At 68.8% G+C, this 18,820-nt stretch carries 18 protein-coding genes; 5 read left to right on the forward strand and 13 right to left on the reverse strand.

Going from position 1 to position 18,820, the window contains the following annotated elements; genetic code table 11:
* The 3 genes from RQP53_RS13650 to RQP53_RS13660 form a co-directional block, all read right to left on the reverse strand.
* Window positions 1-1,425, reverse strand: coding sequence for a M16 family metallopeptidase (locus RQP53_RS13650; protein WP_315650882.1), 1,425 nt, complete (start codon window positions 1,423-1,425; stop codon window positions 1-3).
* On the reverse strand, window positions 1,425-2,828 hold the full coding sequence (locus RQP53_RS13655; RefSeq protein ID WP_315650883.1) for a M16 family metallopeptidase: 1,404 nt from the start codon (window positions 2,826-2,828) through the stop codon (window positions 1,425-1,427). Before RQP53_RS13655 ends, RQP53_RS13650 begins: the two co-directional genes overlap by 1 nt.
* 210 nt (window positions 2,829-3,038) lie before the next feature.
* On the reverse strand, window positions 3,039-4,073 hold the full coding sequence (locus RQP53_RS13660; protein ID WP_315650884.1) for a zinc-binding alcohol dehydrogenase family protein: 1,035 nt from the start codon (window positions 4,071-4,073) through the stop codon (window positions 3,039-3,041).
* A gap of 100 nt (window positions 4,074-4,173) precedes the next feature.
* On the opposite strand from RQP53_RS13660, the gene RQP53_RS13665 reads away from it, so the two are divergent.
* Window positions 4,174-5,157, forward strand: a complete 984-nt coding sequence (locus RQP53_RS13665; RefSeq protein WP_315650885.1) for a LysR family transcriptional regulator — start codon at window positions 4,174-4,176, stop codon at window positions 5,155-5,157.
* A gap of 182 nt (window positions 5,158-5,339) precedes the next feature.
* A complete protein-coding gene (nudC, locus tag RQP53_RS13670; RefSeq protein ID WP_315650886.1) occupies window positions 5,340-6,224 on the forward strand; it encodes an NAD(+) diphosphatase in 885 nt (294 codons plus the stop codon).
* 18 nt (window positions 6,225-6,242) lie between these two features.
* On the opposite strand, the gene RQP53_RS13675 is transcribed toward nudC, so the two are convergent.
* On the reverse strand, window positions 6,243-7,055 hold the full coding sequence (locus tag RQP53_RS13675; RefSeq protein WP_315650887.1) for an AraC family transcriptional regulator: 813 nt from the start codon (window positions 7,053-7,055) through the stop codon (window positions 6,243-6,245).
* A gap of 111 nt (window positions 7,056-7,166) precedes the next feature.
* Here RQP53_RS13675 and RQP53_RS13680 point away from each other — a divergent pair, with 111 nt between their 5' ends.
* Together RQP53_RS13680 and RQP53_RS13685 are read left to right on the forward strand one after the other, a co-directional pair.
* Window positions 7,167-8,408, forward strand: coding sequence for an FAD-dependent oxidoreductase (locus tag RQP53_RS13680; protein WP_315650888.1), 1,242 nt, complete (start codon window positions 7,167-7,169; stop codon window positions 8,406-8,408).
* Entirely contained in the window at window positions 8,399-8,794 is a 396-nt protein-coding gene (locus tag RQP53_RS13685; protein WP_315650889.1) for a VOC family protein, read from the forward strand. Before RQP53_RS13680 ends, RQP53_RS13685 begins: the two co-directional genes overlap by 10 nt.
* Here the strand turns inward: RQP53_RS13685 and RQP53_RS13690 are convergent.
* From RQP53_RS13690 to RQP53_RS13725, 8 genes are all read right to left on the reverse strand, one after another.
* Window positions 8,777-10,915, reverse strand: coding sequence for a M66 family metalloprotease (locus RQP53_RS13690; protein ID WP_315650891.1), 2,139 nt, complete (start codon window positions 10,913-10,915; stop codon window positions 8,777-8,779). The two genes, RQP53_RS13685 and RQP53_RS13690, sit on opposite strands and share 18 nt — an antisense overlap.
* Before the next feature lie 483 nt (window positions 10,916-11,398).
* On the reverse strand, window positions 11,399-11,812 hold the full coding sequence (locus tag RQP53_RS13695) for a hypothetical protein (protein WP_315650892.1): 414 nt from the start codon (window positions 11,810-11,812) through the stop codon (window positions 11,399-11,401).
* Window positions 11,813-12,244: 432 nt separating this feature from the next.
* A complete protein-coding gene (locus RQP53_RS13700) occupies window positions 12,245-12,475 on the reverse strand; it encodes a SlyX family protein (protein WP_315650893.1) in 231 nt (76 codons plus the stop codon).
* A 37-nt stretch (window positions 12,476-12,512) separates the two neighbouring features.
* Window positions 12,513-13,085, reverse strand: a complete 573-nt coding sequence (locus RQP53_RS13705; protein ID WP_315650894.1) for a hypothetical protein — start codon at window positions 13,083-13,085, stop codon at window positions 12,513-12,515.
* Entirely contained in the window at window positions 13,082-15,376 is a 2,295-nt protein-coding gene (locus tag RQP53_RS13710) for a xanthine dehydrogenase family protein molybdopterin-binding subunit (RefSeq protein ID WP_315650895.1), read from the reverse strand. The genes RQP53_RS13705 and RQP53_RS13710 overlap by 4 nt, the downstream gene beginning before the upstream one ends.
* Complete coding sequence (locus tag RQP53_RS13715) at window positions 15,373-15,894, reverse strand: (2Fe-2S)-binding protein (RefSeq protein ID WP_315650896.1); 522 nt, start codon at window positions 15,892-15,894, stop codon at window positions 15,373-15,375. Before RQP53_RS13715 ends, RQP53_RS13710 begins: the two co-directional genes overlap by 4 nt.
* A 106-nt stretch (window positions 15,895-16,000) precedes the next feature.
* Complete coding sequence (locus RQP53_RS13720; protein WP_315650897.1) at window positions 16,001-16,273, reverse strand: VF530 family protein; 273 nt, start codon at window positions 16,271-16,273, stop codon at window positions 16,001-16,003.
* Window positions 16,270-16,764, reverse strand: coding sequence for a hypothetical protein (locus tag RQP53_RS13725; RefSeq protein WP_315650898.1), 495 nt, complete (start codon window positions 16,762-16,764; stop codon window positions 16,270-16,272). Before RQP53_RS13725 ends, RQP53_RS13720 begins: the two co-directional genes overlap by 4 nt.
* A gap of 66 nt (window positions 16,765-16,830) precedes the next feature.
* Between RQP53_RS13725 and RQP53_RS13730 the strand changes: the two genes are divergently transcribed.
* Entirely contained in the window at window positions 16,831-18,237 is a 1,407-nt protein-coding gene (locus RQP53_RS13730) for an alpha/beta hydrolase (RefSeq protein WP_315650899.1), read from the forward strand.
* A gap of 32 nt (window positions 18,238-18,269) precedes the next feature.
* On the opposite strand, the gene RQP53_RS13735 is transcribed toward RQP53_RS13730, so the two are convergent.
* Window positions 18,270-18,818, reverse strand: coding sequence for a hemerythrin domain-containing protein (locus tag RQP53_RS13735; RefSeq protein WP_315650900.1), 549 nt, complete (start codon window positions 18,816-18,818; stop codon window positions 18,270-18,272).
* Between the last annotated feature and the right edge of the window lie 2 nt (window positions 18,819-18,820).

Genomic DNA, 18,820 nt, shown 5'->3' on the forward strand with positions numbered 1-18,820 from the left:
CTACTTGGCCATGACACTGAAGTCGCCCAGGCCCTGCAGCTGGCCTTCGATGGCCGTGCGATCACCGACGACCACAATGTGCTGGCCAGCCGGATCGAAATAGCGGCGGCCGATGTCGCGCAACTGCTCGGCATTGATAGGCGCCAGCCTTTGCACATAGCTGGCGAGGAAATCGGCCGGCAGGCCGACCAGCCAGTTTTCGGCCAGGGCCGCGGTCATGCCGGCCTGGCGCTGCATGGTGATCAGGTAGTCGCCGGCCATATAGCGCTTGGTCGTGTCCAGCTCATCGGCGCCAACCGGCTCCTCGCCAAGGCGGCGGTACTCGGCCAGCACGTCTTTCAGCGCGGCGCCGGCGACCTCGTTGCGCACATCGGCGCCGGCCTCGATCGCGCCGCCGCTGCGGTAGGAATGCGGCACCACCCAGGCCCAGTAGGTGTAGCCGCGTTCTTCACGCAGCTTCCAGGTGATGCGGCTGCGGATGCCGCCGCCCAGCAGCGTGCTGGCCAGTCGCAGCGGCAGTTCATCGGCAGCGCTGGCCGCATGGCCCTGCCGGCCGATGCGCAGGCTGGCCTGCACGCTGCCCGGGCGGTCGAGCAGCAGGCGCTGCGCGGTGCCGCCCGGCTGCGCCATGGCGGGCTCAGCGGCCGCCTCGCCCTCGGCCTGCCAGCGCCCCAGCGCGGTCTCGACTTGCTTGAAGACCTGCTCGGGCCGCAGGGGCCCGCTGATGACCAGCAGGCTGCGCTCGGGCCTGAAGCGGCGGGCATGGGCCTGGCGGAGCAACTCGGGGCTCAGGCGCTGCAAAGTCGTTTCGCTGACGGCGGTGTGGCCATAGGGGTGTTCGCCAAAGGTCAACGCGCTCAGGCTGCGTTCAGCGCGCTTGCCGGGGTTGGCGGCGTCGGCATTCAGGCGCTCCAGCCCATGGGTCCGGGCCTGTTCCACCTCGGCCTCCGGATAGGCCGGCTCGCGGATCAGTTCGGCCAGCAGCTGCAGCATCTGCGGCGCCTTGGAGGCCAGCGCATTGGCGCTGACGGTGATGCCGTCACGGCTGGCCGTCGCGCGGAGTTCGCCACCCAGGCGCTGCACCGTCTCCAGCACCGCGCGGGCGTCGCGATGCCGTGTGCCGGCACTGAGCAGCTGCGCGTGCAGCTTCGCCAGCCCGGGCAGCTCGGCGCTGTCGGCACCATGGCCGGCACCACGCAGTGCCAGGGCATAGTCGACGCGGGGGAGCCCCTGGCGCGGCAGCACCCAGACCTCCATGCCATTGCTCAGGCGGCGGACGCTGATCTGCGGCGCGATGCCGGGTTTGGCCGGAGCGAAGGCGGGCAGCTCGGCAGGCAGCTGGATCGATGCCGCTGTGGCGCTGCTCAGCCCGGCGGCCAGCAGACAGGCCGTCAGCAGACGGGGTGCGAACAAGGTGTGCAGCATCAGTGTTCCTTGGCGGTCTCGCCGCTGGGCGTGGCGGCGGGGGCGGCGCTTGCGGCGGCACTGGCAGGCTGGCGGTCGATCAGCACCCGATTGGCGCTGCCCAGATAGCGTGCGGCGACGCGCTGCAGATCGGCCGAGCTGACCGCTGCGATCCAGCCCGGGATCTGGTTGACGACACGGGCGTCGCCCCACAGCGTCTGCAGCTTGGCCAGCATGTCGGCCCGGTTCATGAAGCCGTCCAGACCGTCATACCAGCTGGCCAGCAGGCTGGTCTTGAGGCGCGCCAGCGTCGCCGGGTCGGCCCCGGACTTGACGATGGTGGCGATCTCCTCGTCAACGACGGCCAGCAGCGCATCGGCATTGCTGCTTGGCTTGTACAGCGCGAAGACGGTCAGCAGGGTCGGCCCGTCGTACTCCCAGGGGCCGGTGATGCCGATGCCTGAGTCCAGCTTCAGCGCCAACCCATGCCGCTTGACGAGGGCCTGGTGCAGGCGCGAGGCCTCGCCGCCGGCCAGCAGTTCGGCCAGCACGGTCATTGCCGCCTGGTCCTTGCTGCCGCGAGCCGGCATCTTCCAGCCCAGCGTCAGCGCCGGCACCTGGGCCAGCGCGTCAGTCTGCGTCAGGCGGCGCTCGCCGCTGTTGAGCGGCTCATCGAAGCGGCTGGCGGCGGGCCGGGGCCGGCGCGGCACGCTACCGAAGTACTTCTCGGCCAGCGCAAAGCCCTGCGCGGCGCTCAGGTCCCCGGCAATGGCCAGCACCGCGTTGTTGGGACCGTAGAAATCGCGGTGAAAGGCACGCACATCGTCCAGCGTGGCATGTTCGAGATCGGCAAAGCTGCCGTAGCCGTCGTGTTGGTTGGCCCAGCGGTCGAAGGCCAGGCCGGCGATATCCAGCCACATCACCGCGCCATAGGGCTTGTTCTTGACGTTGATGCGGATCTCTTCCTTGACCACGTCCTGCTGGTTCTTCAGGTTCTGCGCATTGAAGTCCAGTGCGCGCATGCGGTCGGCCTCCAGCCACAGAATCGCCTCCAGCGACGTTATCGGCGCGGTCTCGATGTAGTTGGTGAAGTCGGCGCGGGTGGAGCCGTTGTTCTGGCCGCCGCCGGCGGTGATGACCTGATTGAACACGCCTTTTGGCGACTTGGGCGTGCCCTGGAACATCAGGTGCTCGAACAGATGGGCAAAGCCGGTGCGGCCCTCGGGCTCCAGGCGCATGCCGACCTTGTAGACCAGGCTGAGCCCGAAGGTGGGCGAGCTGTGGTCCTCCGAGATCAGCACGGTCAAGCCATTGGACAGGGTTTTCCGCTGCACCGGCACCGACCAGTGATCGGGCGGCGCCGCCCAGGCCGACAGGCACAGCGTCAGGCTGCCCAGCAGCAGCATCAGGGTCGGACTTCGCATCGGCGTTCGCTTTCCTTGGGCCTGTTGACACTACGTCTGCATCAGGCAGACGTAGTGTTGTTAACAGGCGCTAGCTCAGGGATGGCCGTTTGCCTGACTGCTGCGGATCGGCCGAAGGGCGCGATTCTTGAGGGACGCGGCCCACGCGGCCATTGGTCATGGTCGCGTGGGCGACTGCCGCGCCTCATCGGCGTTAGCCTGCGAGTCGACTCACGCCCAGCCCTGCAGCACCAGCTTGCCGCGGGTGTGCTGGCTCTCCAGCATCGTGTGGGCGCGTTTCAGCGTCGCCGCGTTGATGGGGCCCAGCACCTCGCCCAGCGTGCTGCGCAGCTCGCCCTTGTCCACACCGCGGGCCAGCTCGGCCAGCAGCGCGCCGACGGCGGCGATGTCATGCGTCTGGTGCAGCGGGCGCACAAACATCATTTCCCAGTGCAGCGACAGCGACTTGCCCTTCATCGCCATGAAGTTGATCGCGTCGGGCGCGAAGTCGTCGATCACCGCCACGCGGCCCTGCGGCTCCATCGCGTCGACGATGGTCTGGAAATGCTGCGGCGTGTGCGTCAGGCTGGCCGTGTAGCGCAGCGGCGCGGCGTTCAGCGCGGCGATCTGCGGTGCCAGCGGCTGGCTGTGGTCGATCACATGGTGGGCGCCGAGCTCGCGCAGGTATTGCACGGCGTCGGGGCGCTCTGCCGGACGGCTGGCGGTGGCGATCAGCGTCAGATGCGGCAGGCGGCGCGCCAGCTGCAGCAGGATGGAACCCACGCCACCGGCCGCGCCGGTGACCAGGAGGCTCACCGGCCGTTCGGGCTGGCTTTGCACCTGCAGGCGCTCGAACAGCAGCTCCCAGGCGGTGATGCCGGTCAGCGGCAGCGCGGCGGCTTCGGCATCGCTCAGCTGAGCCGGGGCATGCGAGGCGATGCGGTAGTCCACGCACTGCAGCTGCGCATAGCTGCCGGGGCGGTTGATCTCGCCGGCATACCAGACGCGATCGCCGACGACGAAGCCCTGCACCTCGGCACCCACGGCCTGCACGATGCCGACGGCGTCCCAGCCCAGCAACACCGGGCTTTGCGCGTCGGCGGCGGGGCGGCTGGCGCGGACCTTGACGTCGACCGGATTGACGGCGATGGCGCGCACCTCGACGAGCAGATCACGCGGGCCTGGCGCCGGCGCGGGCAGCTCCAGATCGAGCAGGCTCTCGGGCGCATCGATGGCGGCGGGTTGGAAGTAGCCGATGGCTTTCATGGGATGTCCTTTCGGGAAAAGCGATACAGGTTGATCGATGGCGTAATGATGGGCATATTCGCCTTTCGGAAAAACAGCGGTTCAGACCATTTAGTTTCAAATGCAAATTGAAAATACAGCCGAGCTGCGCCTGCTCATCGAATGCGCCCGGGGCGGCAGCCTGACCGCCGCCTCGCGGGTGCTGCAGATCAGCCCGGCGGCGGCCAGCGCCATGCTCAAGACACTGGAGGCGCGACTGGGCGTGCGCCTGGCCGAGCGCAGCACCCGCTCGCTGCGGCTGACGCCGGCCGGCGAGCAGCTGCGCGACTATGCGCAGCGGGCACTGGAGCTGCTCGACGAAGGCGTGGCCCAGGTCAGCGAGGCGCCACTGCGCAAGGGCCTGGAGGGGCGGCTGCGCGGGCGCATCCGCGTCAGCGCCTCCAGCGATCTGACCCGCCAACAGCTGATGCCGCTGTTCGACAGCTTCATGGCCCTGCATCCGGCGCTGGAGCTGCACCTGAGCGTCAGCGACTCGCTGCTGGACATCTACAAGGACGAGGTCGATCTCGCGCTGCGCTACGGCCAGCTGGCCGATTCCGGCCTGGTCGCGCGCAAGCTCTGGGCCGGGCGGCGGCTGGCGGTTGCCAGCCCCGCTTATCTGAAGCGCCATGGCCGGCCGAGCGAGCCGCAGCAGCTGGCCGAGCATGAATGCATCACCTTCAAGATCCGCAACCGCCATGAGCGCAGCTGGCGATTCTTCAACAGCGCCGACGCGGCACCGCTGAGCGTGGCCGTGCGCGGCCGGCGCAGCACCGACGATGGCGCCATCGCCCACCGCTGGGCGCTGGAAGGCCTGGGCATTTCCTACAAGAGCGAGCTCGATGTGCGCGACAGCCTGGCCCGCGGCGAGCTGCGGGCGCTGTTCCCGGACTGGCTGGGTGAAGAGGTGCCCTTGCACGCGGTGCTGCCCAGCCAGCGCTTCATGCCGCAGCGGCTGCGCGCGCTGATCGATCATCTGGCGGCGGGGCTGAACCCACCTTTGACAATCAGTCAAAACAAACCACAGAGACACAAAGACATAGAGACCGTGCGTGGAAAGCCCTGAACCTGCTAGCTGCCTGTGTGCTTGCGTGGCACGTTGGTCGGCGATTTCTTGCGCTTGATGCATTGGCCATCGACATGAACGCGCTGCGCTGCCTTTGCGGTGCGAGCTGCAGCCCAGGCGACAGCGCCCCGCCGCGGGCTGGCATACAGTGCCCTGGTTCCATTCCATCCAGACAGAAGGCCATGCACCACCCGATCAATTTCACGCCCGCCGTCCAGCCCGCCGCGGCGCCCAGCGACAGCGTCTGGTGCTTTGCCTTTCTGGACGGGCAGTTGCTGCTCGTGGCCGAGGCTTCGGCTGACGATGCCGAGGCCGCTCCTGCATTCGGCCTGCCGCCGCTACCGCAGCCCTGGCCCGAGGCGCGCGAGCGCCACTACCTGGGCCGGCTTGACGAGCGCGACTGCTGGGCGCTGGAGCTGGCGGCGCGCCCCGAACAGGCCGACGCGCAGTGGCAGGGCGTGGCGTTGCGCCCGGCGATGATGCAGCTGCCCGAGCCGCTGATGCTGCTGGCCGGCCGGGCCGCCCAGGTGCTGGACTGGGACCGCACGCACCGCTTCTGCGGCGTTTGCGGCACGCCGACCGAGCGGCTCGAGCGCGAGCGCGCACGGCGCTGCCCCAGCTGCCAGCATCAGGCCTATCCGCGGCTGAGCCCGGCGATGATGGCCCTGGTCTGGCGGCGCAATCCGGGTCTGGCCAGCGGCTTCGAGCTGCTGCTGGCCCGCTCGCCCGGCTTCAAGCCGGGCTTCTACAGCGCGCTGGCCGGTTTTGTCGAGCCGGGCGAATCACTGGAAGACTGCGTGCACCGTGAGGTGGCCGAGGAGGTCGGCGTGCAGGTGCGCGATCTGCACTACTACGGCAGCCAGAGCTGGCCCTTCCCGAACAGCCTGATGATCGCCTACCGCGCCGAATGGGCGGGCGGCGAGATCGTGCCGCAGGCCGGCGAGATCGAGGAAGCGGCCTGGTTCGACATCGATGCGCTGCCCGGCATACCGCCGCGCTTCAGCATCTCGGGGCATTTGATCCGCGATACGGTCGAGCGGCTGCGCCAAGGGGCCGCCGGTGTTTGATCGCTTTTGCCGCGTGGCTCAGTCGAGGACATTGGTCTGGGCATAGCGCCGCGGGCTGTGCCCCATCTCGCGTCTGAACATGGCGATGAAGGCGCTGGCCGAGCCATAGCCGAGTTCATCGGCAATGCGTGCCACCGGCGTGCCCCGGGCCAGCGCCTGCAGCGCGTGGGCGAGGGCGGCCTGCTGGCGCCAGCGCGCAAAGCTGAGGCCGGTCTCGGCGACGCACAGCCGGCTCAGGGTGCTGACCGACAGGCCGGCCCAGCTGGCCCAATCCTGCTGGCTGCGGGCGGAGCCGGGCTGGGCCAGCACGGCGCGGGTGAGCTTGAGCAGACGGCGATCACGAGGCAGGGGCAGGTGCAGCGGCAGCGCGGGGCTGAGGGCCAGTTCGTCGAGCAGGACATCGCACAGGCGCTGCTGGCTGGGGGTTAGTGTGGCGGCACCCGTCCAGCTGGCGGCGCGTTCGACCAGGGCGCGCATCAGCTCGCTGACGGCCAGCACGCAGGGCTGCTGCGGCAGCTCGCCGCAGCGCTGCGGCACGATCAGCACGCTCCAGCCGCTGAGCACACCGCTGACGCTGACGCGGTGCTCCAGCCCGGCCGGAATCCAGCCGGCGCGCTGGGCCGGCATCAGCCAGGAGCCCTGGCGGGTGTGCACCTGCATCAGCCCGCTGCCGACGCAGAACAGCTGGCCGCGGCGGTGGCGGTGCCAGTCGTAGTCCTGCGTACCGAGGCGGAACTGGCTGGCGGGGCCGGCGTCGCTGCGCAGGGCGATCAGGGCCGGGCCGTCCAGCGTTTCGCTGTAGTCGGTCGAGGGGAGGCTGCGGCGCGCCATGCTGGTCTTGAAGAAAAATCGATAGTTGATGCCGAATCATAGATAGTTGCGCAGCGGCGGCCTCGCCACCATCAGGGCTCTTCACCACAGCATGAAAGCAGGAGTGTCCTGATGAACAAACATCCAAGCGCGGCAGCGGCCGGGCTGCGCATCGCCATCGCGGGCGCCGGGCTGAGCGGGCTGGCCCTGGCCCAGGGCTTGCGCCGGCACGGCATCGTGGCCCAGCTTTACGAGCGCGATGCCGGCCCCAGCGCGCGCCGCCAGGGCTACCGCTTGCGCATCGACAGTGCCGGCCAAGCCGCGCTGCGCGAAGCACTCGGTCGCGAGGGCCTGGCGCGCTGGCTCGCCGCCTGTGCGCCGGCGCTGCCGTTGGCCAGCCATGATGTGCAGCTGAACAACATCGCGACGCCCTGGACCAGCGCCTGGGAGCGCGCGGCCGATGGCGCCGACGCCAGCCCCGATCTGCGCGCCGACCGCGGCCTGTTGCGCGAGGCGCTGATGGAGGGCCTGGACGAGCAGCTGCATTGGGGCAGCGAGGTCGTGGCCTGCCAGCAGCGGCCCGATGGATCGATAGCGCTGCGGCTGGCGGACGGGCGCCGGGCGGCCTGTGATCTGCTGGTTGTTGCCAACGGCGCGCATTCGGCGCTGTATCGGCCCCGCTGGTCGTCGGCGCCCGAGGCGGTGGCCAGCTGCGTTTATGGTCGCAGTGGTCTGGCCGGCGCTTGGCTGAGCCAGCTGCCGGGCGACTTCCTGAGCGCCACCCGCGTCATCGTCGATCGCCAGGCGGTGGCCATCATCGATGCGATGCGCTTTGCAGCCGGCAGCCGCGTGCCCGACTATCTGTACTGGGCGCTGCTGCTGCCCGAGGCCGGCGCCGATCTTGGCCAGGGCCCGCTGCTGCGCGAGCAGCTGCTGCGCATGTGCCAGCATTGGGCCGCACCGATGCGGGCCATGCTCATGCACACCGAGCCGGCTGCCATCCGTGCCGTGTCGGTGTTCAGCGGCGGCCGTGTTGAAGAGGCGGAGCCGGTCGAAGCCGTCGAGGCGGGCCTGCCCATGGTCGCGATCGGCGATGCGCTGCATCTGATGAGCCCGGCCGGCGGGCTGGGTGCCAATACCGCGCTGCAGGATGCCGCCGATCTGGCGCAGACGCTGGCCACGCTGGATCAGCCGGGCGCGACCGCACTCGGCGCCGCCCTGGCCCGCTACAAGCAGCGCCTGAGCGCGCGCGCCAATGCCGCAATGGCCCGGTCGGATGCCAGCCATCAACAGCTCTGCCAGTTCGCGCTGACGCAGCCATCCAACGCAAGCACTGCCGCCGGCCTCGGCTCGATGGAAGCACCATGCAACTGAATCATCTGAATCTTCAAGTCAGCGACGCAGCGCAATGCGCTGATTTCCTCAGCCAGCATTTCGACCTGCAGACCGTGCTGGAACGACCGGACCGAACGCTGATCGCGATGCGGGCGGGCGATTTCGATCTGGTGATTCAGCAAAGCGATCCAGCTGAGGCGCAAGCCACGTCCTACCCGGCGGGCTTCCACTTCGGCTTCATCGTTGCCGGCGAGCAGGCGCTGCGGCAAGCGCATGCGCGCCTGCTTTCAGCAGGTGTGCCCGGTGTGGGCGCAATCACCGAGAGTCGCCGTGGCCAGCAGTTCTTTGTTGATGGCCCTGGCGGCCTGACGATAGAGCTGGGCTGGCATCTGCCCAAGTCTGCTGGCTCAGTGGCTGGGGCTTGAGCCGGCTGTCATTGGCGCGGCCAGGCGCTGCAGCGTGGCATTGAGGCCGCGGCCCAGGCTGATCTCCAGCCCATCGCTGGCACTGCCGGCGGGCAGCTCGATGTCGGCCTCGCCGCCACTGAGGGCTTGCGCGATCAGATGCCGGCGCCCCGGCGACAGCGCGATGACGTTGCCGATGCGCGGCCAGGCCTTGGCATCCCAGCGCAGCTGCAGCCGCTGTCCATTGGCGGACAGCGTTGCCGATACCGCGCCGCTGCTGTTCAGCGCCATCGACGCACTGGCCGACAGCGTCGGCCCGGCGGGCGCGTCGTCTAGGCGTTGCAGCAGCTCACGGCCCTGCGGATCCAGCAGCCGGACGGCGCTGAGCGTGCCGGGGTGGGGCAGGGCGATGCTGAAGTGGCGGATGCCGCCGCTGTGATCGATGTCCTGCAGGCGCAGACCGTAGCTCAGGCTGGCGCTGCTGGTCTGCAGCTGCAGCTGGTAGTGGCCTGAGGCGCTCATGGCGGTATCGGCGCGGCCGCTGAAGGCGCGTGGCTCGTTCAGCGTGGCGCGGCCGCTGGCATCGATGCTGCCGCTGAACAGCAGCAGCGGCTGTTCCGGTCGTGCCTCGCTGCTGGCCATCAGCGCCTGGGCGCTCGTGGCGCTGGTCTTCATGTACTTGCGCGCGTTGGCGTAGTTGTAGTCAGACAACCAGTCGCCGCTGCAATAGCTCATGACGTCATGGCGCGCCGTGTCGGTGGCATCGATAAAGCGCGCGCCGCTGCTGTCATAGCCCCAGATGAAGCGGTTGCCGGCGCCCATCAGCGCATTGGCGTAGGGATAGAGCGTATCGGCGTCGGCCGGGCCGCCGCAGGGCGCGTGGGAGAGGTTGAAGTTGTGACCGAGCTCGTGGACCATCGTCAGCAGCGCCGAGGTCGAGCGGCCCGAGGCATCCCAGCCGACCGCCACATTGCCGGGCTGATAGCCCTGGCCGGCGAAATTGCCACCAACATCCTGTCGCACCACACCGTAGTAATGCTGGCGCGCCGGCGCGCCTTCGAGCCGGTACAGGTCGGAGATTTCCTGCAGCACATTGAGCAAGGCCTGACCCCAGTCATTGCGCTGGGTCGGTTGGGTGGGCACGCTTTTCGATGTGATCGCCGCATGGGCGACGACATTGACGGCAGCCACTGGCGCGCGGGCCAGCAGATAGTCGGCCGTGCCGGTCGGCGGCACGCCCTGGCTGCTGCCGATCAGCACCGGAATCGTCACCACGGTGATGGCCGGGCTGGTGACAACGGGCGGCGTGAGCGTCAGCGGTGTGGCCGCGCCGCTGAAGGCGATGGCCAGGCGCAGGCCAGGCTTCATCAGATCGGCCGGCGCGGTGGCGCTGTAGCTGTCGGCGAGGCTGGGCACCGCTGGCGCAGTGGTCGGAATGCTGCCGCTCGGCGGTGTCAGCGCGATGTCGCGCAAGACCCGACCCTGGGCGTCGAGCACCTGCAGCTTGCCGGTGGGCTTGCAACTGCTGGTGGCCGTGGCGGCCAAAGCGTTGATCTTGACCAGGGCGGCGCGATCCTGGATCAGTGCCAGGCCGCTGTCGCCACTGGGATAGAGCATGACCTGGCCGAACTCGACCGAGCCGATGCGCAGCGCTGAGCCATCGATCAGGCTCTGGTTCAGCGTCACGGGTCCTGAGGTGGTGCTGCTGCCATTGCTGACCTTGACGCTGAACTGCGCGGCTTGGTCCTGCGCCAAGGTGTTCAGGGTGACATGGGCCTGCGTCGCGCCGGCGATGTCGACGCCGTTGCGCTGCCACTGGTAGCTCAAGGTGCCGCTGCCGCTGGCGCCGACATTCAGGCTGATCGATTGGCAATCGCCGCCCAGGATGGCCGTTGCCGCGCTGGTGATGGTGGGGGCGCTCGGGCTCGGCGTAGGCGTTGGTGTTGGTGTGGGTGTTGGTGTGGGTGTTGGCGTAGGCGTAGGCGTAGGCGTAGGCGTGGGCGTGGGCGTGGGCGTGGGCGTGGGCGTGGGCGTGGGCGTGGGCGCGGAGCCTCCGCCACCACCGCCGCAGGCGCTGAGGCCCAGGCTGCTGCTGATCAACAGGGCAGCCAGAGGCTGCAGTCTTGAGGCGGATGTGGACATCTTGCACTCCTGAGCGTTGTCCCGTCGATCAAGAGCCAGCGCCGGGCCGGTGACGGTTTTGAACGATTATGGAGCGCGCAGCGCGCGCAGGCCTTTGTGCAAGGCGCGACCTCTTGTAACTTTCATTTGGGGCTGCAAGTGGCGCAGCCGATACCGGGCTGAAGGTGGCCGCCGCCGCCGCCGCTCAATCGTGCGGTGGCAACCCGTCGCGCCGGCTGCGAAACGGGGCGGGGCCAGGTGTCGTGCGCGCCGAGCAACACCAAACGGAATTCCAACCGGTCGTGGTCGACCGCATGAGCCGATTCGTTGATGACGCCATCGAACCTCCCCGCGAAGGCATGGCTGCCCGGTGCGCGCCAGGGGGCGATCGGATTGCCGCAAGCCATAGCCGTCTGTTGGATCAGGCGGTTCGTCCCCGCGAATTGGGCGCCCTGGTCCTGTCCGTTGCGCCCTAGCTGGGGCGATGTCGCCCCAACATCGGTCTCAATGCGCTTCGGCCAGATAAAGCGGCAGACGCATGGCGCAGGCCAGCGGGTGTTCAACCCCGGCATGGCGGCAGATCCAGTCATAGAGCTGCGGCATGCGGCGGGTCGCCCTGGGAATCCAGAATACGCGTCCGTCTGTGAGTGTCAGCCTGTAGGCAGGCATCAGGCCGTACTGCTTGGCGGGTTGGCTGGCGCTGATTTCGTTCCAGGCAACGCTCCGCCTCAATCCAGATGCCGAACTCAGTCGCAGGCCCGTGCGCTCGGCCTGCACCGGCTGAAGCAGGCACGCCAGACCTGCCAGCGGCGCGATGACGGCCATCAGCAGCAATGTCGCAGGCCAGGCAAAGGGAAGATCCATCAGCCAGAACACCAGCTTGGCACTGGCAACACCGGCGATGGCGGCGGGGAACATCAGGCGCCACAGCGCGATGGGGTGGATATAGAACTTGTCTTGCATCGGAAGGCTTGGGGACGGTCTGCCGCAGTCGGCCACGGACCGCGCCGACGCATGCTCACCTTTCTTGGGGCGCCATGCCCGCAGGCTTCGATTATCCTGCGGCGTTCAGCCCTCTCGCTGCGGCAGCCGCTGCCTTGCGCGGCATAGCCGCCAGGCCCGAGATCAAGGCCCAGTCGACCGCTTTCGCGATGGCCTTGCGCATGTTTGCGTCGCGCCTTCATCCAAGCGCAAGCATCGGGTCGCGCCGTACCGGCCGCCATGCCGTGCGAGTTCAAGCCAGTCGCTGCGGCTGGCTTTGCTCACCGCAGGGCGCTTGTCGCCATCGCAGCCGGCAGCGGTGCTTGCACGGCGCCAGCGGACATTGGGCGGGCTTGCCTGTCGGGTGTCTCAGTAGTGTGGCGGCAGCTCGTCACGCAGGCTGCGAAACGGCGCCGGGCCGCCGTCGGGGGCCTGCTGGCGCAGCTGGTAGAGCTCGCGCACCAGCACCTCGATCTGTTGCTGCTGGCGGGCAACGATCTCGTTCAGTGTTTCGATCAGGTCTTCGGCATAGCTGGCCTTGATCTCCAGATCGGTCAGGCGCTGTTCGACGGTTTGCAGGTCTGTGGGGGCGGCACTCATGCCTTGATTGGACAACAGTTTGCTGCGCAGCGCGGCGTCAGGCGATCACATGCAGCGTTTCCCCGGCCAGATGTTCAGGCGGATTCAGCAGCAGCACGCGCAGCGGCCGCGCATAGCCGGCGCTGGCCTGGCGCAGTGCGGCCACGGCCTGCGGCAATTGGGGCTGTGCGCTGGCGTCGACCAGCAGCAGCGTCGCGCGGCGTGGGTGGAATTGCTCGCAGGCCTGAGTCGCGCCGGCACGCAGCCAGCCGGCATCCCAGATCGCTGTGTCGGCGTTCGAGGGCCAGAGGCCGGCGTCCTGCAGCTTGACGCGCACGCGCAGCGCCAGGCCGCCGAGGCGCCCCCGCGCCTGCAGCAGCAGGCTGCCGTCGAGTTCCAGCGCCAGGTGCTCGGCGAGCTGCGCCTGGCGCGGATGCGGGCCGGCCAGCCGGGCGATCGTCATCGGCTGCCGCGGCCGCGGCGCGCCGTCCTGGCGCTCGCGGGCCGCGTCGAACAGGCACCAGCGCCGCAAGGCCGCGAGCAGGGCCGCGTCCTCGCTGAGCAGCGGCGCCGCGGCGGGGCCGGGCGGCGCCATCAGCGCGCCGTCAAAGCGCTGCAGCAGTCCGCTCATGTCCAGCTCAGATCAGAGCGCGACAAGGGCAGCTGGCGCACCCGCTTGCCGGTGGCGGCAAAGATCGCGTTGCAGACGGCCGGCGCCAGCGGCGGCAGTGCCGGTTCACCGAGGCCGGTGACGGGCTGATCGCTCTTCAGGAAATGGACATCGATGCGCACGTTCGCGTCCGGCATGCGCAGCATCGGGTACTCGCCGAAATTGCTCTGCACGATGCGGCCGCGCTGGATGTCCAGCTCGGCATGCATCAGCGTCGAGAGGCCATCGAGCACCGAGCCCTGCACCTGGTTCTCGGCGCCGCTGAGATTGACGATTTGCGCACCGATATCGGAGACGACGACAACGCGCTCCACCTTCAGCTCGCCGGCCTTGGACACCGTCACCTCGGCCACCTCGGCGATGTAGCCGCGGTGGCTGAAGTGAAAGGCGATGCCCTGGCCGCGGCCGCGCGGGAACTTCTTCTTGCCCCAATCGGCCTTCGCCGCCGCCTCGCGCAGCACGGCCTTCATGCGGCCGACGTTGTAGGGCTGGCCGCGCTCGCCGGTGCCGGGCACGATGTCGCGTTCGCCGAGCAGCTCCAGGCGGAATTCCAGCGGGTCGCGGCCGGCCGCATGGGCCAGCTCGTCGATGAAGCTGTGAAAGACCCAGGCAAATACATTGCTACCCGGTGCGCGCCAGGGGCCCATCGGAATGCCGCACTCCATCGGCGTCTGTTCGAGCAGGCAGTTGGCGGCCCAGCGGCCCGGGAATTCGTCGCCCGAGAGGCTGGCGCCGCTGCCCGGCTGCAACACCGATTTGCCTTCGCGTTGCACCCGGTTGGCAAAGGTGACGAAGTGGTTGTGCCAGGCCAGCAGCTTGCCCTTGTCGTCGACCCCGCCGCGCAGGTAGTGGAAGCCGCCGGCACGGTAGTGGTCGTGGCGGAGATCGTCTTCGCGGGTCCAGGTGAGCTTGACCGGCGCGGCTATGCCCAGGCCTTGCAGCCGCTGCGCGATGGCCGCGGCCTCGACGATGAAGTCGGAGCTGAGCCGCCGGCCGAAGCCGCCGCCGCTGCGGGTGATGTGCAGCGTGATCCGCTCCTTGGCCAGGCCCAGGGTGTTGGCGACCAGGTTCTGGCCCGAGGCCGGGTTTTGCGTCGGTGCCCACAGCTCCAGCCGCGGCTGGCCCTGCTCGACAAGCCACCAGGCCGTGCAGTTCTGCGGCTCGATGCTGGCGTGCGAGATGAAGGGGTAGCGGTAGGCGGCCGTCACGGTCTTGGCCGCGCGGGCCAGCGCGGCGTCGACATCGCCATCGCGGCGCAGCACCGTGGTCGCGGCCGGGTCGCGCGCCTGGGTGGCGAGCGCCTCGGCACGGGTGCTGAACTCGTCCCAGCTTTGTTTGGCAACCTCGCCCTCGTCCCAGCGCACTTTCAAGAGGCGCCGGGCGCTGATCGCCGCCCAGGTGTTCTCGGCGACGATGGCCACGCCGGGCACCAGTCCGTTCAGATTGGCGGTGCCCTCGATGATGAAGGCGGCACGTACGCCGGGCAGGGCCTTGACGACGTCCAGATTCGCTTCAAGCACCTTGCCGCCAAAGGCCGGGCATTTCTCGTAGACGGCGTAGAGCAGGCCCGGCAATTGCACATCGATGCCGAACAGCGGCTTGCCGCTGACGACAGCCGCGTTGTCGACGCCGGGGATGCGCTTGCCCAGCAGCTGGTAGTCCTTGGGGTCCTTGAGTTTCACCTGATCGGCGGGCGGCAGCGGCAGCGTCGACGCACGGCCCGCCAACTGGCCATAGCTGAGCCGGCGCTGCGTGGGCAGATGGGTGACGGCCGAATCGGCGGCACGGCAGTCGTCCACACTGACCTGCCAGATCGCGGCGGCGGCCTGGGTCAGCAGCGTGCGGGCGGTGGCGCCCAGGCGCAGGAAGTCGTTGTAGTTGTTGGGCGTCGAGGTCGAGCCGCCGGCGCTCTGGTTGCCGTAGGCCGGGTCCAGATCACCCTGGACGATGCGCACATCGCGCCAGTTCACGCCCAGCTCCTCGGCGATCACCATGGGCAGCGAGGTCTTGATGCCCTGGCCGATCTCGGGTTGCTTGGAGATCAGCGTCACCGAGCCGTCCGGCTTGATGCTGATGAAGGCGCTGGGCTTGAAGCTGAGTTCGCCGCTGGCGGGTGTGGCGATGGCGGCCGGGCCTTGGGCCAGACTTGGAGCGCTCAGGCCCAGCAGCAGGCCGCCACCGGCCAGTGCGGACTGGCGGAGGAAACTGCGGCGATCCAGGCCGACCCTGTCGAGCTTGCGCGGCGCGTTCATGGCTGGCCTTTCTTTGCGGGCGCCGGCTTGCGCTGGCCACTGCCTTTGGCGGGTAGCGCGACAGCTATCTCGGCAGCGCGGTGGATGCCGGCGCGGATGCGGATATAGGTGGCGCAGCGGCACAGGTGGCCGGCCATGGCGCCGTCGATATCGGCATCGCTGGGCCGCGGGTTCTCCTTCAGCAGCGCCGCGGCCGTCATGATCTGGCCGGCCTGGCAGTAGCCGCATTGCGGCACGTCCAGTTCCTGCCAGGCCTGCTGCAGCGGGTGGGCATGCTGGGCGTCCAGGCCTTCGATGGTCAGCACCTTCTTCTTGCCGACGCTGGCCACCGGCGTCAGGCAGGAGCGGGTCGGCACGCCATTGAGCTGCACCGTGCAGGCGCCGCACTGGCCGACGCCGCAGCCGTACTTGGTGCCCAGCAGCTGCAGCTGATCGCGCAGCACCCACAGCAGCGGCGTATCGGGCGCAGCGTCAACGGCGGTGGTGCGGCCGTTGATGTCGAGTGAATAGTGGCTCATGGCGGACGGCTCTCCTGCAAAGCGGCGGCAGCGAGCATAGCAAGCAGGGGCAGCCGTCGCTTGCGCTGAATTTGCAGTTGCTTGGGTCGCCTTATGCGCGGCGCATTCAGCGCTGGCGTCGCTCTTCGCGCAGCATGAACAGATAGAGGCTCTCGACCTTCTCGCGCGCCCAGGGCGTCTTGCGCAGCATCTTCAGGCTGGAGTTGATGCTGGGCTCGATGGCAAAGCAGCGCAAGGGAATCAGCTCGGCCAGCCGGCGCCAGCCATAGGCCTCGACCAGCGCCTCCAGGATGCGCTGCAGCGTCATGCCGTGCAGCGGATTGCGCGGCTGCTCGGGCGGCAGCTCACCGTCGGGCTGTTCGGTGTTGTCGCTGTTCATCGCGCACGCTCGAAGCCGGACTCGACCCAGGCCGCCGCGCTGGCCGTGCTGAGCTTGAAATGCACCGCCACGCGCAGCTCGGCCAGGCGCTCGCCTGAGGCATCCTCGGCGCTGAGCAGGGCATAGGGCTCATCGTCGTCGGGCACGATGTCCAGGCAGATGCGCAGGTTGTCGCCGGCCTCGGTCTGCAGCTGCAGCTCCTTGTGCAGCCGCGCGTACTCGGCCTGCTCGTGGCGGCGAATCACCTCGCTGGCGGTTTTGACCAGGGTGTTGAAGGCGTTGACATCGAGCGGTTTGGGGTTCTTCTTGTCGCGGCCCATGGTCCAGGGGCCGACCAGGGCCGGCTCGCTCTCGCCGGCCTTGTACATGGCGACGGCCCAGCCCTCGTCGTCCTCGTTCTTGATGACCTGGGCGGTCCAGCCGCGGTCGCGCCAGAGGCGTGGCTCGTTGATGGCGGCGTCGGGGTCTTGCTGCAATTCGGTGTGACTCATGGCGACAGTGTAGGCAGTGGCTAGGATCGCGGCTTTTGCGAGCACCATGAAGGCCTGGATATGCGGATGTGGCGAGGGGTTCTGAGTCTGGGCTGCGGCCTGTTGTTGGGCGCGAGCATGGCGCCGCTGTTCGCCGCCGAGGCACCGGCGATGGCCCCAGCTGTTGCAGCGCCGCCCGCGGCCGCGGCGTCGGCAGCCGCCGGCATGGACGCCTTGCGCCAGGAGGTCAATCAACGCAGCCAGGCCCTGGTGCAGCAAGGTTTCAATCTGACCGTGACCCTGGGCATCAAGGGCCAGGGCGCCGCCCCCTTGCGGCTCGGTCTGCTGCTGCCGCCCCATGCGGCCGAGCGGCGGCTGAGCTTGTGGCTGGCGGTGCAGGGCGGTGAGGCGCGGGCCACCTTGCGCAGCACCACGCCCAGCGCGCCGGCGCTGCTGAGCTTCGTCGCGCGCCAGGGCGAAACAACGCTGCAGCGCCAGCTGCCGCCCGGTGCCTATGAGCTTGAACTGGATGGCGGCGCCAGCGCGGGCGGCTATGCCTTGCTGGGCGTCAAGGGCCCGGCGCTGCTGCCGCCCAAGCTGGATGCGGCGCGCACGCGCGAGATTGCCGCAGCGCCATCGCAAGGATTCCACTGGCCCTATTACCTCTACCTGCCGCAGCAGATCCGTTCGCCGCATCTGCTGGTGGTGCCTAACAACAGCGGCTTTGTCAGCGATGACGTGGGCTTGCTGCGTGCCGCGGCCGCGGGCGAGCTGAACCGCCAGGCGGCGCTGGCCGAGCAGCTTGGCGTGCCCCTCTTGGTGCCCAGCTTCCCGCGCCCGGCCGACCCCGACAACGCAGCCGCCGAGAACCTCTATCTGCACGCGCTCAGCCGCGCCGCCATGCTGAGCCAGGTGCCGCGCTGGCAGCGGGTGGACCGCCAGCTGCTGGCGATGATCGACGATGCCCGCGAGCGCCTCAAACAGCAGGGAACCGTGATCCAGCCGCGGGTGCTGATGTCGGGTTTCTCGGCCTCGGGCTCCTTCGTCAACCGCTTTGCCTTCCTGCATCCGGAGCGGGTGCTGGCGCTGGCCAGCGGTTCACCGGGCGGCTGGCCGCTGGCGCCGGTGGCGAGCGTTGACAGTGTGACGCTGAACTATCCGGTTGGCACTGCCGATCTCGACAAGATCAGCGGTGCTGCCGCCAAGCCCGCGGCGCTGAAGGCGGTGGCCAGCTTCATCTATATGGGCCAAGAGGACGAGAACGACGCCGTGGTCTACCGCGACAGCTTCAGCGCTGCCGATGAACAGCTGATCTTCGAGCACTTCGGCCGCACGCCGCTGGCGCGCTGGCAGCGCATCGCGAAGCTCTATGCCGAGCAGGGCCTGAATGCGCGCTTCCAGCTCTACGCAGGCGCGGCGCACAGCGTCACGCCACAGATGCAGGCCGATATCGCGGCCTTCTTCGCCGAACAGCTGGCGGCTGTGCCGCGCTGAATCGAGGCTTGCGGCGCGGTGCCGTGTTGGGCTCAGGCCGGCGCGGCCAGGCGGCGCGCCCGGGCGGCCTCGTCGGCGGCCTGCTGGCGTTTGGCGGCCGGGTAGATCAGGCTTTCCTCCAGCGAGACATGCTCGTGGTAGAGCGTGGTGAAGACCTCCAGCGCGTGGCGCAGGCTGTCCAGATCGACGCCGACATGGCCCTCGGCCAGATCGGCCAGCATGGGCCCCAGTTCCAGCCAGTCTTCCTCCAGCCAGCCGTGATCCTGTTGCAGGCGCTGCACCTGGTGCACCAGCGTGGCGTCACTGCTTTGCAGCAGCTGTGGGAACACCCGTGCCTCTTCCTCGGCATGGTGCTGACGGGCGTTCTCGTTGAAGAACTTCAGCGCCTGGCGGGCGATGGCGCGGTCGACCTCGGGGATCTCGTAGCCGTTCAGATCGGCCAGCAGCTGCTGCAGCCAGGTCAGCTGCAGCATCAGCTCGCGATGGGTGTCGTCGAGGATGGCAAAGCGGTCGACCAGTTCGACGGCTTCGCGGGTTTCGCGCGGCGGGCGTGGCGAACCTTTGACTCGGGCAGCGGACATGA

The organism is Roseateles aquae (assembly GCF_032337115.1).
In the GTDB taxonomy this organism is placed as follows: Bacteria; Pseudomonadota; Gammaproteobacteria; order Burkholderiales; family Burkholderiaceae_C; genus Roseateles_C; species Roseateles_C aquae.